14 protein-coding genes are annotated in these 16,518 nt (G+C 39.1%); 9 read left to right on the forward strand and 5 right to left on the reverse strand.

Annotated elements, in window-relative coordinates; genetic code table 11:
- The first annotated feature begins 63 nt into the window (after nt 1-63).
- The 7 genes from R2S57_RS24935 to R2S57_RS24965 all read left to right on the forward strand — a co-directional run bounded on the left by R2S57_RS24935 (nt 64) and on the right by R2S57_RS24965 (nt 9,002).
- Nucleotides 64-2,490, forward strand: a complete 2,427-nt coding sequence (locus R2S57_RS24935) for a PIG-L family deacetylase (protein WP_316847635.1) — start codon at nt 64-66, stop codon at nt 2,488-2,490.
- Nucleotides 2,491-2,590: 100 nt separating this feature from the next.
- Nucleotides 2,591-4,291, forward strand: coding sequence for a sodium:solute symporter (locus tag R2S57_RS24940; protein ID WP_316847636.1), 1,701 nt, complete (start codon nt 2,591-2,593; stop codon nt 4,289-4,291).
- A gap of 79 nt (nt 4,292-4,370) precedes the next feature.
- Nucleotides 4,371-4,994, forward strand: coding sequence for a class I SAM-dependent methyltransferase (locus tag R2S57_RS24945; protein WP_316847637.1), 624 nt, complete (start codon nt 4,371-4,373; stop codon nt 4,992-4,994).
- 123 nt (nt 4,995-5,117) lie between these two features.
- Nucleotides 5,118-5,636, forward strand: a complete 519-nt coding sequence (locus R2S57_RS24950) for a DUF2911 domain-containing protein (RefSeq protein WP_316847638.1) — start codon at nt 5,118-5,120, stop codon at nt 5,634-5,636.
- A 359-nt stretch (nt 5,637-5,995) separates the two neighbouring features.
- A complete protein-coding gene (locus R2S57_RS24955; protein ID WP_316847639.1) occupies nt 5,996-8,080 on the forward strand; it encodes a glycoside hydrolase domain-containing protein in 2,085 nt (694 codons plus the stop codon).
- Nucleotides 8,081-8,152: 72 nt separating this feature from the next.
- Nucleotides 8,153-8,344: a hypothetical protein gene (locus tag R2S57_RS24960; protein WP_316847640.1), complete on the forward strand. Its 192-nt coding sequence runs from the start codon at nt 8,153-8,155 to the stop codon at nt 8,342-8,344.
- 199 nt (nt 8,345-8,543) lie between these two features.
- Nucleotides 8,544-9,002 carry an NUDIX domain-containing protein gene (locus R2S57_RS24965; protein WP_316847641.1) on the forward strand — a complete coding sequence of 153 codons (459 nt, stop codon included), beginning with the start codon at nt 8,544-8,546 and terminating at the stop codon, nt 9,000-9,002.
- On the opposite strand, the gene R2S57_RS24970 is transcribed toward R2S57_RS24965, so the two are convergent.
- Nucleotides 8,991-10,094 carry a DNA alkylation repair protein gene (locus R2S57_RS24970; protein ID WP_316847642.1) on the reverse strand — a complete coding sequence of 368 codons (1,104 nt, stop codon included), beginning with the start codon at nt 10,092-10,094 and terminating at the stop codon, nt 8,991-8,993. The genes R2S57_RS24965 and R2S57_RS24970 overlap by 12 nt on opposite strands.
- A gap of 175 nt (nt 10,095-10,269) precedes the next feature.
- Here R2S57_RS24970 and R2S57_RS24975 point away from each other — a divergent pair, with 175 nt between their 5' ends.
- Nucleotides 10,270-11,124, forward strand: coding sequence for an NAD(P)-dependent oxidoreductase (locus R2S57_RS24975; protein WP_316847643.1), 855 nt, complete (start codon nt 10,270-10,272; stop codon nt 11,122-11,124).
- 113 nt (nt 11,125-11,237) lie between these two features.
- Here R2S57_RS24975 and R2S57_RS24980 read toward each other — a convergent pair whose 3' ends face one another.
- Genes R2S57_RS24980 through R2S57_RS24990 form a run of 3 tightly spaced genes read right to left on the reverse strand, consistent with a single transcriptional unit; the run spans nt 11,238 to nt 13,138 of the window.
- Nucleotides 11,238-11,639 carry a DUF1634 domain-containing protein gene (locus tag R2S57_RS24980; RefSeq protein WP_316847644.1) on the reverse strand — a complete coding sequence of 134 codons (402 nt, stop codon included), beginning with the start codon at nt 11,637-11,639 and terminating at the stop codon, nt 11,238-11,240.
- Nucleotides 11,640-11,649: 10 nt separating this feature from the next.
- Entirely contained in the window at nt 11,650-12,483 is an 834-nt protein-coding gene (locus tag R2S57_RS24985; protein ID WP_316847645.1) for a sulfite exporter TauE/SafE family protein, read from the reverse strand.
- Between the two features lie 4 nt (nt 12,484-12,487).
- Nucleotides 12,488-13,138, reverse strand: a complete 651-nt coding sequence (locus R2S57_RS24990; protein WP_316847646.1) for a FadR/GntR family transcriptional regulator — start codon at nt 13,136-13,138, stop codon at nt 12,488-12,490.
- Nucleotides 13,139-13,358: 220 nt separating this feature from the next.
- On the opposite strand from R2S57_RS24990, the gene R2S57_RS24995 reads away from it, so the two are divergent.
- Nucleotides 13,359-15,602, forward strand: coding sequence for a chlorophyllase/cutinase-like alpha/beta fold protein (locus tag R2S57_RS24995; protein WP_316847647.1), 2,244 nt, complete (start codon nt 13,359-13,361; stop codon nt 15,600-15,602).
- A gap of 47 nt (nt 15,603-15,649) precedes the next feature.
- Here R2S57_RS24995 and R2S57_RS25000 read toward each other — a convergent pair whose 3' ends face one another.
- Entirely contained in the window at nt 15,650-16,273 is a 624-nt protein-coding gene (locus R2S57_RS25000; RefSeq protein ID WP_316847648.1) for a hypothetical protein, read from the reverse strand.
- Nucleotides 16,274-16,518: the final 245 nt, after the last annotated feature.

A 16,518-nucleotide genomic window follows, 5' to 3' on the forward strand; every position in this document is an offset into this window, starting at 1 on the left:
TTGACCTGCAAAACAAATACTATGTTTAAAAGATTAACTGCAATATTCATATTATGCTTTCCTATGATTTTCTGCGCCGCTCAACAGGTGCGTCCTGCAAAATCTTCAGAGATTTATAGAGAACTCAAAACCTTAAGACACCTGCCAAAGGTTTTATACTTAGCCGCACATCCCGATGATGAAAATACAGGTTTATTATCCTGGTTGATTAACGAACAGAATGTTGAAACGGCTTATCTTTCATTAACCAGAGGTGATGGTGGACAGAACCTTTTGGGCACCGAACAAGGTGCTGCTTTAGGGTTGATCAGAACACACGAACTTTTAGAGGCCCGCAGATTGGATGGTGCGCAACAGTTTTTCACCAGAGCAATTGATTTTGGTTTCTCTAAAAATACCAACGACACCTTTAAACAATGGGATGCCGATAGCATTACCGCTGATGTGGTTTGGGTAATTAGAAAATTCAGACCTGATGTAATCATCTGCCGTTTTCCGCCTACTGCCGCCGCAGGTCATGGGCAACATGCGGCTTCTGCTGTGGTGGCCGAGAAAGCTTTTAAAGCAGCTGCCGATAAAAATATGTTTCCTAACCAACTTAAATATGTTTCGGTTTGGCAGCCAAAAAGATTGTTATGGAATACCTTTAGGTTCGGTTCAGTAAATACTACTGCCGAAAACCAGTTAAAAGCAACTGTGGGTCAATACGATGCACAATTGGGAATGGGGTATGGCGAGTTGGCCGGATTGAGCAGAAGTTTACACAAGAGTCAGGGCGCAGGAACACAGTCGGTGGCTGGCGTACGGTCTGAATATTTTACACCAGTTTTAGGCGATCCTGCAAAAAGAACTTTATTCGACGGTTTAAGCCTTAACTGGTCTGATAAGGGCATAGGCGATATTGATGAACTGATCGATATTGTATTGTTGTCATTCAATTACAATCAACCTGATAAAAGCCTTCACGGACTGTTGATGCTGAGAAAGAAAATTGCCGAACTACAGGATGTAGATCTGAGAAAAGACAAACTTGCTGCTATCGATCAAATTATTTTAAGTTGCGCAGGTTTTATGGGTGAGGTAGTAACCAACCAGCCGGAAGCCATTGCGGGTAACAGTTATAACTTTCGTTTAAACTTAATTTCGAGGTCGGCCACCCCGGTAACAGTAGAAAGTGTAAATTGGTTAAACCAAACGGACAACTTAAACCGAAAGCTCGATAACGATTCGTTGATTACCATTGAACGGAAAATACAGATTCCTGCCAATGCTGCGCCAACAGAGCCTTATTGGTTGGCCAAACCGGCCAAAGATGCGGCAACCTTTAGTGTAGCCAACGATACCTTGATCGGATTGCCGGAAATGCAATCGCCGCTTAATGTGTTATTGTCATTAAAAATAGAAAATGAGAAATTTGAGATCAAATTACCTTTATCCTATAAAAAGCTAGACCCGGTTAAAGGTGATGTTGTAGAGGGCCTGCGGATTATCCCGGCGCTTGATTTAAGTTTTACCGAACCGGTTTATTTCGCCAAAGAAAAAGAAGCCTTGAACGTTAGCCTTCGCTTAAAGGCAAATAAAAATATCAATTATGGTAAAGTGAGTTTTAAAATTGGCAACCAGATTGTAAAAACTTTTCAGGGTATCAACTTAGCCGAGAATACAATCAATACCATGAATTTTCTGATCCCGGTTGAGGACTTAGCTAAAATTAAAACAAGTCAGAATAAATTGGAAGCCGTTTTTTCATCAGAAGCAAATGAGTTTTCGAGAGGACAGGTGTTGATTCAATACCCTCATTTGCCAACTTTGCAATATTTTGTTTCGGCCACCACCTGGTTGATCAAGGGCGATGTAAAAGTACTGGCGAAAAAAATTGGCTACATCGAAGGTGCGGGAGATCTGATTCCTGAGTTTTTAAGACAGGCAGGTTTACAGGTGGATGTATTAACTGAGGCAGATATTCTAAACGCAACAAAATTAGCCAGCTATGATGCCGTGGTAACCGGCGTACGGGTAATCAATACCGAAAAAAGAATTAAAAACTGGCAAACAGCATTACGCGGTTATGTAGAAAATGGGGGCACCATTGTGATGCAGTACAATACCACGCAGGATATGGCATTACAGGACTTTGGGATTTATCCATTCTCTATCGGAGGCAAGAGGGTAACTGAAGAAAATGCAGAAGTTAAATTCTTAAAACCAGAGCATAAATTGCTGAACTATCCGAATAAAATTACTTCCGAAGATTTTAAAGGTTGGGTACAAGAACGCGGTGCTTATTTTCCTGATCAATGGGATGCCAAATACGAGCCGCTTTTCGAAATGCACGATACCGGTGAAGAACCGCTTCAAGGATCAACACTTTATGCGAAATATGGCAAAGGGAATTTTATTTATACCCCTTTAGCCTTTTTCAGACAATTACCTGCCGGAAATGTTGGCGCAGCCAGGCTGTTCTTTAATTTTTTATCAGCAGGGAAGTGATGAAAAATCAATTCAAAAACTGGAATACCTGGTATGTACTACTCGCTTTGGCACTGGTATTTCAGATTGTATTTTATTATCTGTTTACTAAATTCTGGGCATGAGTAATATCGATTGGGCTGTATTGATATTTACCTTGCTCGCTGTGGTCACCTATGGTGTTTTTATCGGTCGTGGGCAAAAAAGCAATGCCTCTTATTTAAAGGCTGATAATAAAATGCCCTGGTATATTGTATTACTGGGGATTATGGCTACGCAGGCCAGTGCTATTACTTTTTTATCAGCTCCAGGGCAGGCCTATACCGACGGGATGCGTTTCGTGCAGTATTATTTTGGTCTGCCATTGGCGATGATTGTGATCTGTATTACTTTCATTCCGATTTTTCAAAGACTGAATGTTTATACCGCCTACGAATACCTTGAAAACCGTTTCGATAAAAAAACAAGGGTTTTAACGTCTCTGTTGTTTTTGTTTTCCCGTGGATTATCCACAGGAATCAGCATTTATGCACCGAGTATTATCCTATCGAGTGTTTTAAACTGGAATATTTATTTAACCAATATCCTAACCGGTGGAATCCTGTTGATATATACCTATGTAGGCGGGGCAAAAGCCATTGCGCATACACAAAAACTGCAGTTTTTGATTATACTGGGTACCATGGCCTTTGCCGGTTATCTTTTGGTGCAAAACATGCCCAACGGTATAGGTTTTAAAGATGCCCTATATTTGGCCGGAAAATCAGGAAAGTTGAATGTAATTACCACCGAATTCGATTGGAAGGATAAATACAACATCTGGAGTGGTTTGATAGGCGGCTTTTTTCTAGCACTTTCTTATTTCGGAACAGACCAAAGTCAGGTTGGAAGATACATTACCGCAAAAGACAATACCAATGCGAAAATGGGATTGTTGTTAAACGGATTGGTTAAAATCCCGATGCAATTTGCGATTCTATTAATCGGTGCGTTACTGTTTGCTTTTTTCTCCCTAAAACCTTCACCGATTTATTTCAATGAGCGTTCCTATCAATATTTAAAAGAAACACAGCCAAAGCAGGCCGCAAAATTTGAAAAAGAGCATAATGCTTTAGCGCAGAAGTTTAATCAACAATCAAAAATTATCCTGGTTGAAAAGGAACATCGTTCACCATTATTAAACGCTTCGATTGAGAATTTTAAATCTACTCAAAAGCAGGTAAAAGAACTGCACGGTAGGGTAGAAGAGGCAATCAATAAGGCAAACTATAACGCTGAAAAAACAGATACCAATTATATCTTTTTATACTTTGTAAAAAACACCCTTCCGGTTGGAATGATCGGGTTGCTTTTCGCTGTGATATTTTTAGCGAGTTGGGGTTCTATTTCTGCGGCGTTAAATTCGTTGGCCGCCTGTTCGTTAAAAGATGTACACCTCATTTTTGGGAAGAGAGAAGTAGACGATGAAACTGAGCTAAAATATAGCCGTTTGCATACTTTGGCATGGGGCATTTTTTCGATAGCTGTTGCCATGTTTGCTACACAAATGGGCTCGTTGATAGAAGCCGTTAATGTACTGGGTTCGCTGTTTTACGGTCCGATATTGGGGATTTTTCTCGTGGCATTTTATTTTAAAAAGATAAAAGGACCCTTGGTGTTTATTGCTGCAATCTTATCCGAAATTGCTGTTATTGCCGTGTATGAGTTTGATATTGTTTCCTTTTTATGGCTCAATGTAATCGGTGCCGCTGCTGTAATTATATTTTCGGTAATCGGGATGTTATTTTATAATCCAAAAGCTAGCAATAAGAGCGGATCTTAATTTTACCTGCAACAGATATTTGCTTTCTTAGCAGGAGCCTAAAATTTATACCTTAGTTTTAAAATAAATTGCGCTAAATATGAACGAAGTTTGGGTTGATCGGTGGAACGACCGCTATAGTACTGATGAGTTTGCCTACGGAGAAGAACCAAATCATTATTTAAAAGAACAGTTAATAAAGCTTGATACCGGATCAATCCTTTTTCCGGCAGAAGGTGAAGGGCGTAATGCTGTTTTTGCAGCCAAACTTGGCTGGCAGGTTTCTGCTTTTGATATTAGCAAGGAAGGAAAAAATAAAGCACTTCAACTTGCATCAAATAATAAAGTAAGCATCGACTATCAGGTTGGTGCATTAGAAACTTTGGAGTATAGCGCTGAGCAGTTTGATGCCATTGCTTTAATTTATGCACATTTTCCAGCGTCTATCAAGTCGTCCTATCATAAAACATTGAGCAAATATTTACGAAAAGGCGGATTGGTTATTTTTGAAGCTTTCAGCAAGAAACACCTTGATTATCTGGCTAAGAACGAAAAAGTGGGTGGACCAAAAGAAATTGATATGCTGTTTTCTACAGATGAACTCAAATCTGATTTTCCTGATTTCGAAATAATAACTTTAGAAGAAAAAGAAATTGAACTGAACGAAGGCTTGTTCCACAACGGACAGGGTTCAGTGATCAGATTTGTCGGACAGAAAAAATAGAAAATCACCAATGAAATAATAAAAACATTCGAGCGTTTTTAGACACTGGGATTATAGTTTTTATCAACCGAAAGCCATAAATTCGTAAAATCAAAAACAACAAAAACAGATAAATATAATACTATGAAAACGATGATTAAATCAATCGCTTTGCTATTTACGGCAATTACCATTTCTGTAAGTGCAATGGCACAAGACGCACAGCCTAAGCCAAGTCCTGCGGCAACAGCCACAGGAAAAGTTAAGGGTGCAACCATTACTATTAATTACAGCAGTCCTGCAGTAAAAGGACGTAAAATCTGGGGCGGCTTAGAAGCTTTTGATAAAGTATGGCGCGCAGGTGCAAATGAGGCAACCACTTTCGAAACGGATAAAGATATCATGGTAGAAGGTAAAGCTTTAGCAGCTGGAAAATATAGCTTCTTCCTAATCCCTAAAGAAAGTGGAACCTGGACAGCTATTTTTAACAAAGAACCAAAACAATGGGGTGCTTACAAATACGAAGAAGCTAAAGATGTTTTACGTGTTGATGTTAAAACCAAAGCATTAAAAGCTACACAAGAGCGTTTGGTTTATAAAATTACCAAAAGTGGTTTCTCTTTAGATTGGGATAAAATTTCAGTTCCGGTTACCATCAAGTAATAAAATAAAATTATTTATAGCCGTCCAGATTTTATATTTGGACGGCTTTTTTTATGCGTTTTTTTTGAAAATTTTTATTGAATCATGTTGGATTATTTTTTGATGTAAATCAAACTTTATGCTCAAAAACTGAGTTAAATGGTGTCTTTGTTAAGATGTTGTGTCGTAGTGTGTTAAGTGGATATGGTCGTCATGTTGTCTCGAATCCTCGGGATCAGCATCTTTCCTGCTAAATAGACCCTGAAATAAATTCAGGGTGACGGCCAGTAAAAAACTGCTTTTTTTGTAAAGAACCTAACACATAATATCTACTTCATCTTAAAATGTTATTTTAGTCCGATTTACAAACAAACCCCATAATGAAGTTTTCCATTAAATTATTGGCCTTATTGCCGCTTCTTTCATTAAACGTTTTAGCACAACAAAAACCACAGCTTTTCTCTATCAAAACGGCAAGACCCGTAGATCAGGTAAATGTTTTTTTAGGTTCTTCTGCCGATCATGGGCAGATGTCACCAGCTGCATCCGCGCCTTTTAGTATGTTAAGCATTGGTCCGCAAACATACCCTAAAACCCATACCGGTTACGAATATCTGGCCAAGAAATTTGAAGGTTTCACGCATAACCGTTTTGAAGGAGTAGGCTGCCAGGGGTCTGGTGGGAATATTCTCATTAAACCATTTTTAGGTTCCGATCCTGCGCAATCAGAATTGATCAAAGTTTCAGAAAAAGCCAGTCCTGGCTATTATGAAGTAGGTTTTGAAAATAAAATCAAAGCCAGTTTTACGGTGTTGGGAAAGGCTGGAAAACATGCCTATCAATTTCCAAAAGGGGCCAAAGGTTTTTACCTCGATTTAGGCTACGCTTTCAATGGCGCTTTTGTAGCTGAAGAACATGAAGTAAACGGAAATGTGGTAAGTGGATGGATTACCTCAAAAACAACCTGTGGAGCAGGTAAATACAAACTGTTCTATTATATGGAAATTGGCGAGAATGTATCCTGGAAAGTAATCGACGATCATAAAATGATCGCTATGTTAAAGGGAGAAGTAACTTCAACGGGCATCAATATCGCTCTTTCTTCAGTAAGTGTAGAAGCTGCAAAAGCCGCTATTAATAAAAATCTTTTTAACACGGTAAAAGAACAAAGTAAGGCGGATTGGAATGTAAACCTTTCCAAAATTGCGGTAAATGGCGAACTGGAAAGCGCAAAACTGTTTTATTCACTGTTATACCGCACCATGCAGTCGCCCTATGTAATTTCTGAAACGGATGGGACCTACCGCAATACAAAAGGCGAAATCCAAAAGGATAAAGAAATCCGATATAATGGCTGGGCCATTTGGGACAATTACCGAACGCAGTTACCCTTACTTTCCTTAATTGAGCAAGACCGCTATGCCGGAATGGTCAGTTCTATTGCCGATCTGTATAACTCAGGTAAAAAAGATTATGCCGGGCAAAATGAACCCTCTAATACCGTACGTTCTGAACATGCTATTGTGGTATTGCTTGATGCATACCGAAAGGGCTATCCTGTCGATTTTAATAAAATTGCCGATTCATTGGTGAAAGAAGTTAATGGACTGGATTATAAATCGCCAGATAAAGCACTGGAATCGAGTTACGACAATTGGGCATTGGCCGAAATCTTCAAAGTTTTAAAGAATAAAGAAAAATCAGATTTTTATCTCAGTAAAGCCCTGGAATATAAAAAATATTGGAACAAGGACTTTAAAGATATGACCAAGAATGATGTAGACCGCATGCAGGCCCGCGGTTTGTATCAGGGAACCATTTGGCAGTACCGTTGGTTTGTTCCATACGATTTTAAAGGTTTGGTTGAACTTGACGGAGGTGAAGAATCTTATCTGGCAAAACTTGACGAGTTTTTTGCACGCGATTTATATAACCATGCCAATGAACCCGATCTTCAGGTGCCGTTAATGTACAATGTAACTACATCAGGTTATAAATCGCAATATTGGATGCATCAATTGGCTGCTGATACGGTTATTCAAAATTATTTTAACGATAACAGTCGTGGAATTGGCAGTTATATCGGAAAGATTTACAGAAATCAACCCCATGCTTATCTCCGTACAATGGATGATGATGCCGGGGCGATGAGCGCCTGGTATGTGTTTGCCGCAAGCGGTTTTTCTCCTGCCTGCGTGGGCTGGCCAGTATATTATCTAAATGTACCTTTATTTCCATCACTCAGCTATAAGCTCCCAAAAGGGAAAATTTTCACCATCGAAACGGAGAATTTCAGCTTGAAAAACAAATATATCAAAGCTGTTTTTCTAAACGGAAAACCATTTAATAAGAATTACATCACACAAGAGGATATTAATGCAGGAGGGCTACTTAAGATCGTAGCTTCGGCTGTTCCGGTCAAAATTTCAGAAACTGAGAACTGGATTTCGAGCCTGGAAAAATAATTTTAAAAAATTAACATCAATTGACAAACTTATTTTGGTGAATCATGTTGTTCTAGTATAAATTTCAAGATCATGGCACCTTTAAAATTAAGCGAAGAACAGCATGCTACATTAAGCAATAGAAACACAGTAGAACAAGTTAACGACCAACCTTTAGAACTTCACCCGGAAGCCTATAAAGTAAAAGGCCCATCTCCTGATAAGATGAAGACGGTATCCGCTTCATTAAGGAATTATGCCCATGGTTTGTACGGCTTGTTGTAGAACGCCTCAAAAAACTTATCATACCAGATTATATAGAGCAGTCAAACTTAAAAAATTGGCTGCTTTTTTTATTTAGCAAGACGTAATTTGTTGTTATTCCTAATACTACCGTCATCCTGAACTTGTTTCAGGACCTTCTATGGAAAGATGCTGAAACAAGTTCAGCAGGACGTTATTCACCAAACCCTATCTTTCTACAATGAAACAAAGCGCAGGTATTTTACTCTTCAGAAAAAAAGATCAGCATCTCGAATTTTTTCTTGTACATCCTGGCGGACCTTTTTTCGCGAAAAAAGATCTTGGTTTTTGGACTGTGCCCAAGGGAGAGTTAAATGAAAATGAAGCACCTTTAACAGCAGCGATTAGAGAATTTTCAGAAGAGACAGGTAAAGCGTTATCAGGTGATTTTATTGAATTATCTCCTGTTATACAAAAAGGAGGTAAAAAGGTTTTGTGCTGGGCTCTAGAAGGAGATTTTGATCCCTCAACAATTGTTAGTAATACCTTCGAAATCGAATGGCCACCACGATCAGGCAAAAAGCAGAGTTTTACCGAGGTGGATAAAGCCGCATGGTTTATCTATAGTGATGCAATTAAGCATATTAATGAAAAGCAAATTGCCCTGCTCGACGAACTGATATCAAAATTAGGCAGTTAATTCGAAATGTGAGATTTCCTTTTCAGCCCCATTGATGATCATCGAAATCTGGTGATCGCCTAAATGGAATTTTCGTGTGGTAATCAACACAAATTTTTGTTTACGGACGATATTTACTGTTGCACCTGCCGGATAAATCCGTTCCGAAATTTTATACACCTTTTTGGTATTCTGGCCATTTTGCTTTTTATAGTATATGGCATATTCCAATCTCACTTTTTGCTCGGTAAGATTTTCATTCAGAATAGAAAATGAGAATTCCAGACTTTCACCAATTTTGATTTCCGGTGTTAAGATTTTGAAATCTGTTAACAAAATACCTTTATCATCTAAGCCGTAATGTTTTAAGATATCTGCATGCCCCTGTTTAAGCAAAGTCCGGCTGCCATGTTTAATAATGGCATCTGTTTCGCTGCCCAGGCCCGACCAGTTTTTGGCAACATTTAAAACCACTTGGGGATGATCTTTAGCAATATCGTTTAAACTATTGGCCACACTCCGCCTTACATATTCAGAGGGGTCAGTTTTGAGGTTTTCGAGTATAGGTAGAATGGATGTTGGGTCTTTTTTTAGAAAAGGAATACCCATGGCCCATGGCAATCGCGGCCGGCTACCTTCGCTGGCGAGCCTTCTTACTTTATGGCTTTCGTGCAGCGACCATTGCTGCATTTTTAAGATCATCTCCTTTTCGTACTTTAAAATGAAAGGACGCACGGCAAATTCGCAACTTACAAACTGGGTCACAAATTCCAGCGCTTCTACGGAGGTTTCAAAATCATCGAGGCCGTACGTTTCCAGGTAATCAGGTAGAAACATATAAGCCAGGCCATCTTCTCCAATCCCCTGAATTCTTAATTGGCCTATCGTTTTTTTGATCAGCTCAACGGTTTGATGATAATCTTTGGGTAAAAAATCGTGCAATACCTTTGAGGTATGTTTCATCCGCTCTTTAAGTTCTTTGGTTTCAAATTCGGGAGTGAAAATCCTTTTAATAAATTTTTCTTTGTCAAAATCCGGAACTGTAACCATCAAAGCGTTGGTTAACCGATCGTAAAATGCAGGTGAATATAAGTCTTTAAGTGGGCTGGCCATATGGTTAGGTAATTTTTGAATGGGATATCAAGAGTATGATAGGTTGCTAATTTACTAAAAATATTAGTATATCCAGTGGACTCATTAAAATAATTATTTTACGGTATCATTTTTACACTTGTTTAATAATTTAAGCTTTTTCTTTGGCACATTTGTTTATCATAAAAACAACGAAATGAATACAACAAAAATAGGGTGGATAGGATTGGGTAATATGGGTATCCCCATGGCAGAACAATTGATCAAAGCAGATTATGCGGTAACGGTTTATAATAGGAGCAAGGAAAAAGAAGCTGCATTGAAAGAAATGGGGGCTTCAATTGCTGAAACACCGAGGGACCTGATTGTGGCTACCGATGTGGTAATAGTCATGATTTCTGATGATGCTGCCATCGAACAGATTTTTAAAGGAGAAGATGGCCTTTTCAGTGCTGAAATTTCAGGCAAGATTATTATTAATATGAGCACAGTTTCTCCCTCAATTTCAAAGGAAATGGCAACATTTTGTAAAGAAAGAGGAAGCGCATATTTGGATGCGCCAGTTTCGGGAAGTGTGAAGCAGGCAGAAACAGGTCAGTTGGTGATTATGGTTGGTGGCGAAGAAACTGCTTTTGATCAGGTAAAACCAGTCCTCGAAAAAATGGGTAAGCTTGCCATGCTTGTTGGAGAAAACGGTGCTGGTAACAGTGCAAAGTTGGCTATCAACTCCTTATTGGCTTTGTATGCACAGGGCTTGGCTGAAACGGTATTGTTTGCCAATCAGCAGGGGATTAAAACTGAGGATTTATTAGCATTGATTAACAATGCGGCCATAGGGAATATATTTACCAAAATTAAAGGTGACGCTATTACTGCCAATAATTACAAAGCTGCTTTTGCCCTTAAACATATCGTGAAAGATTTGAACCTGGCTAAAGCTGAGGGGATTGCTTCACCTTTGGCCAAAACCGCATTAGAAACATTTGAGGCTGCTTCTGCAGCATACGGAGAGGAAGATATTATTGCCGTAATTAAGCAGGTGAAAGGATAATTAAGCTGGATAAATTAACTTTCTATAAGTATACGATGTACATAGAACTTATGATATAAGCACAAAAAGTTTCATGTATATCGTATAAAAAAAAACGATTTTAAGGATAATAGCTAAACTTTAAGTCCACCAAAAGTGCTGCCCAATATAATCGCGAGTACAATCAAAGTAATCACCACATAAAGTTTATCCTTTTCCAGTATAAAGGCAAAAAGCGAAAACACGATCCGCATTATAGGCGTTATGATCAGTAGCAGCACCCCAAACTGGATAATGGCCATAGGCTTGAAAGTGAAAAGCCCCATAAAGATACCTTTAAAAGTGATGTAGTTATTTTCTTCACCTTTAAAAATGTGGTAGTCGGGACGGCCTTGCACACCATTCTGGATTAAAAAAAGTATGCCGCCCGATAAAACAACTAAACTGGCGGTAATTACACCAAACCTTAATAATTTTCCAACTATTTTTTCTACGTCGCGATCTTGTATAAGCTGAGTGGAGATGATATTTTTCATGGTCTTCTATTTAAAATTTGTGTTGATAGCCGTTATAGATCATTTCGAAAGCCACGAATGTGATGGCAATGCAGAAAATGATCCTTAGGGTAGCTGGATTGATGTGGGTTAATAATTTTGCACCGGTAAAGGCCCCGCCCAATACACCAAGCACTACTGGGAATGCGATGCCCGGATCCATGTAACCACGTTGCAGATAAACTACAGCGCTGGCTGCTGCGGTAACACCGATCATAAAATTACTCGTAGTGGTGCTTACTTTAAAAGGGATTTTCATTGCTGTATCCATCGCCAGTACTTTTAATGCACCCGAACCGATACCCAGTAAACCCGACATTACGCCTGCTACCGTCATGATGGAAAGGCCTGCGCCAACATTTTTGAGTTTATAATCAACTTTACCTGTTTGCGTGGGGTAGCTACTGTTCAGCTTCAATATTGCCGAAAGTTTACTGCCCTCAGTTAAAGCTTCCTGATTCTTTTTCCTTAAAGTCATGGCTGCCGAGAAGAGCAAAACGCTGCCGAATAAAATGGCAATGGTATTGGTTGGAGTATAAACAGCAATTAAAGCCCCAATTACAGCGCCTACTGTTGTGGCGATCTCTAAAAACATACCCAGGCGGATATTTGTAATCCCTTCTTTAATATAGGCACTTGCAGCACCTGATGAATTGGCAATAGAAGCCAGCAAAGCTGCACCAATGGCATAACGGATATCGACATGGAACACAAGGGTAAGCAATGGAATTACGACTACTCCGCCACCAAGGCCGGTTAATGATCCAACCAGCCCTGCAAGATAGGCACCGAGGATTAGGATCAGAGTAAAAGTTAAAATTGACATGATATTAGTGATTATTGTTCAATATGGTTGTGGTTATTGCTTTGGCGCTTTCGGTGTTGCCCTCCCTTATAGCATCAAACAATGCCTGGTGCAAATGATGGCTCATGGCAAAGTGTGTAATGCCTGATGGTGCTCTTTTGGCAAAGAAATCGCGGATGATCACCGTAAAGCTTTCATATAGATCGGCCAGTACACGGTTCCCAGAGGCATGGGCAATGGCTAGGTGAAATTCGATATCGGCATTTGTACATTCAGTTCTTAATTCCTGCTCGATGGCCCGTTTCCTGTTTTCAAGTGCATCATTAATGCTTTCCAGATCTGATTCAGTTCGGTTTTGTGTAGCCAGTCTAACAATTTCCTGTTCGAGCAATGCCCTTACCTGATTGATCTCATCAAAATCAGAATTACGCAAACGCTGCTCAATCGGTTCAGTAGGCAAGGCATTCACCTTTGTGCCAAAACCTTGTTGCACGGTAAGGATTCCAGATAAGGTAAGCGACTTTATTGCTTCTCTAATCGTGGAACGGCCAACTCGGTATAATTCCATTAATGCAGGCTCGGAAGGGATTTTCTCACCCACTTTAAATTTCCCCTCTTTAATATCATTCCTGATTTTGGTTGATATCTGCTCGAAAAGTTTGCTTTCCTGTTTCATTGTTTTTGGATTAACGATACAAACATACGATGTTTTATTTAAACATCAGATGTTTAATGTCTCGCCAATATCATTTTGTAAATACCTAAGGCGGCAACAATTTTTAATTAATTATCAATTTTTATTAATTTGCTGAATAGGCACATTATCCCGTGCCTGTTGAAAATCAGCTGGTATTGGGATCTTATCCCTGTTGTATTAATAAATTCGATTAAGACTTATGATTATAATTGCTAAAATCAAATCCTTTTTTAAACGCATCGTCGAATTTCTTTCCCCGGCAGAAAAATTGCCCAGCAGGGCAGGTAAGTTTATTGTTGCCTTTGTGGTGCTGTTTTTATCGGTAATACATGTGCTTTATTTTTATCAGCATATACCTATTTTATATCTTATAGGGTATCTGTTGTTTTATATCGGCTGTGGTATTGTGATTTCAGTTTTGATCATGTGGTTGTTAAAATTACTGCCACGTATTCCTGCCGCTTACCAGGTTGCCATTATTTTTTGTTATCTGGCTGTTTTTTATTTTTTTCATCTTCCTGGCACTTATGGCTGGGTACTGATTGCAGGAATAATTGTATTGCCCATATTGATATTCACCGGTCTTTATCAATGGAAAAAAGGCAGTCTGTTTCCATTGAAAAATTTGAAAAGGATTTTTTGGTTTCTGGTACTGGTACTTTCTTCTTTTGCGTTAATTTTAGGTCTGTGTCTTTTTTTGGGGCAGGGAACCAAACCAATCGCTGTTGTAAACTATAAACTAAAAGGTAAGCTCCCTGAGGCCATTAAACTGCCAGATCCATCACTTAAAGGACTGTATAAACCTATTTTTCTAAGTTATGGAAATGGTAAGGATAAATGGCGGAAAGAATTTGGTGATGGGGTAAAGATTAAAACCACTAGCATAGATGGTTCTCGTTTGCTCACTTCCTGGAGTGGCGTTTCTGGAAAACTCAGAACGATGTATTTTGGGTTCGATCAGAAGTCGCTTCCACTGAATGGACTGGTTTGGTATCCAAAAGAGAAAAAAGGACCCTTGCCGCTTGTGGTAATCGTTCATGGGAATCACCTGGCTCAGCATGCTTCCGATCCGGGTTATACCTTTTTGGGTGAGTTATTGGCCAGTCGTGGATATATGGTGGTTTCGGTAGACGAGAATTTTCTTAACCTTTCGCTTACCGATCTGGATGTATTTGGTGGCGGATTAAAAAATGAGAACGCGGCCAGGGCATGGCTACTGTTAAAACACCTCGAACTTTTGCGCAAATGGAACAATACACCGGGCAATAGTTTTTATAAAAGGCTGGATATGGATAAGATTGCCATCGTCGGTCATTCGAGAGGCGGAGAGGCGGTAACGCATGCTGCAGTATTTAACAAGCTTAGCCATTATCCGGATGATGCAAGGGAGATATTCAAATTTAATTTCAATATTGGAGCCGTTATTGCCATCGCGCCTGTTGATGGCCAGTATAAACCTGGAGGAACTTTAACCGTTGCAAAGGATATCAATTATTTTGTGATCCAGGGGGCACTTGATATGGATATGCAAACCTACGGTGGACTTGCTACTATGAAAAGAATTCAGCTTTCGCCCAGTTTTAATGGTTTTAAAGCCGGACTTTATTTAAGTGCAGCCAATCATGGCCAGTTTAATTCGGTTTGGGGCCGAAAAGATGGTTCAGGACCGGGCATTAATCGGTTTAACCTAAAACAACTGATGGATGAGCGGGAACAGCAGAAAATATTAAGTGTATACATTAACGGTTTTCTGGAAACAACGCTAAACAATAAGGCAGGTTATAAACCGCTTTTTATGGATACAAGGTTTGGTAGAAACTGGTTACCTAAAAAGATATACATGAACCAGTTCGAACCTGCACAAAAAACTTTATTGGCAGATTTTGATGAGGATATAGATGTTGGCACAATGTCTGTTCCAGGTGGTAAAATAACCACGAGTGGCCTTCGCGAGTGGAAGGAACAACAGAATAAATTTTTATGGGGCATGCAGGTCTCTAAGGCTGTTTACCTTGGCTGGGATTCTTTAAAACCTAAACATCAGGCCAGTTTCTTTTCCCTTACTTTATCATCACCGCTTGCTTTGTCAGGTAAGATGCTGAGTTTTTCACTGGCTGCAGGCAAGGAAAATACTTCAGGTAGTGTCAAACCTATCGATTTCACCATTGAGGTTACAGACCGTAAAAACCACCGTTTTTCTTTTCCTCTGAGCAATTGTAGTCTTCTCCAGCCACAAATAGCAAAACATCTGAGTAAGTTTGATTTTCTCAGCGATTACCCGAACTCGGAGGCGGTACCCGATTTTTTCTATTTTGATCTGGCGAAAGCTTTAGGGAACCACAGCGATTTTGAGCTGAACGATCTCAAAGAAATCCGTTTTATTTTTGATAAAACATCATCGGGAGATATTATTGTAGACGATATTGCGCTGATCAATAAGTAGCAGTGTACGGTAAACGAGATAGTTAAAAGAATACTGCCCATTTATTTTCACACATCGTTAAATGTGCTATTATTGAATACACCATCAATTTCGAGTTCATGGCCACAAGTTAAATTTAAATTGATATCAAGATAGGAGAGCAGCAGATCAGTAGGCATCCTGTCAAACAGCCCTGGATACATTCTTCTGAATAAGGATATTCTGTTTTCAGTGTGCTGAAGTCTGAACAATATATTTCTGTTATTTACATCAGAAAATGCTTTTCTAAGCAGGTGGGCATTGAATAAAGTATCAAGAACAGGATACCAGGCGCAACCCTCTTTTAATTCAGATTGATCTATCAGGAAAACAATGGCGTCTTCTATTGCGAAGAGGTTAAAGTTATCATCCATTTTAGAATGATTATAGATGTATACACTGCCTTTCGTGCCAAGCCATATATTGGCATGTTCTTCTTCATTATTTCTTAAATAACCATTCACCAAACCATCCCCAACGATGATAAGGTTACCCGCTGTGCTCCGATGGTTTGGGCCGAAAAGTCTTTTCCCTTTACTGATGCTGAAAAAAGCAGTATGTCTGAACATAAACCGGATCGCTGCCCTATCATTTTTTCGGTCTAGAAGCGGAAGAAATACCCTTAAAAAATATTTGATGTAACTTACTTCCATGTTGATCTTATTAAGTGGTAACAATTGATTTGGTTTTTGTTGAGTATAGTATTTGTAAACAAGTTGCGTTCAAAGTCTCAATCTTCTCAAGGTAAATTCTACCCGTTTTCAACGGAATGCGTTTTAAGATATGTTCATGCTACTAAATCGATTTATAATCTAACTGCAGAAATCAGTTTCTTAGCATTGTACCAATTCCTTAAGATAGACTGTGACTAAATTGTATATTTAAAATTAATTTTCCG

It is taken from the genome of Pedobacter psychrodurus, assembly GCF_032678585.1.
In the GTDB taxonomy this organism is placed as follows: domain Bacteria; phylum Bacteroidota; class Bacteroidia; order Sphingobacteriales; family Sphingobacteriaceae; genus Pedobacter; species Pedobacter psychrodurus_A.

Bases quoted from the DNA above. Each gene is read 5' to 3' on its own strand.
- R2S57_RS24985 (WP_316847645.1), bottom strand. From the start codon at position 12,483: ATGTCAATTTTAACTTTTACTCTGATCCTAATCCTCGGTGCCTATCTT.
- R2S57_RS24990 (WP_316847646.1), bottom strand. From the start codon at position 13,138: ATGAAACAGGAAAGCAAACTTTTCGAGCAGATATCAACCAAAATCAGG.
- R2S57_RS24950 (WP_316847638.1), top strand. From the start codon at position 5,118: ATGAAAACGATGATTAAATCAATCGCTTTGCTATTTACGGCAATTACC.
- R2S57_RS24980 (WP_316847644.1), bottom strand. From the start codon at position 11,639: ATGAAAAATATCATCTCCACTCAGCTTATACAAGATCGCGACGTAGAA.
- R2S57_RS24995 (WP_316847647.1), top strand. From the start codon at position 13,359: ATGATTATAATTGCTAAAATCAAATCCTTTTTTAAACGCATCGTCGAA.
- R2S57_RS24945 (WP_316847637.1), top strand. From the start codon at position 4,371: ATGAACGAAGTTTGGGTTGATCGGTGGAACGACCGCTATAGTACTGAT.
- R2S57_RS24940 (WP_316847636.1), top strand. From the start codon at position 2,591: ATGAGTAATATCGATTGGGCTGTATTGATATTTACCTTGCTCGCTGTG.
- R2S57_RS24965 (WP_316847641.1), top strand. From the start codon at position 8,544: ATGAAACAAAGCGCAGGTATTTTACTCTTCAGAAAAAAAGATCAGCAT.
- R2S57_RS24935 (WP_316847635.1), top strand. From the start codon at position 64: ATGATTTTCTGCGCCGCTCAACAGGTGCGTCCTGCAAAATCTTCAGAG.
- R2S57_RS24970 (WP_316847642.1), bottom strand. From the start codon at position 10,094: ATGGCCAGCCCACTTAAAGACTTATATTCACCTGCATTTTACGATCGG.
- R2S57_RS25000 (WP_316847648.1), bottom strand. From the start codon at position 16,273: ATGGAAGTAAGTTACATCAAATATTTTTTAAGGGTATTTCTTCCGCTT.
- R2S57_RS24975 (WP_316847643.1), top strand. From the start codon at position 10,270: ATGAATACAACAAAAATAGGGTGGATAGGATTGGGTAATATGGGTATC.
- R2S57_RS24960 (WP_316847640.1), top strand. From the start codon at position 8,153: ATGGCACCTTTAAAATTAAGCGAAGAACAGCATGCTACATTAAGCAAT.
- R2S57_RS24955 (WP_316847639.1), top strand. From the start codon at position 5,996: ATGAAGTTTTCCATTAAATTATTGGCCTTATTGCCGCTTCTTTCATTA.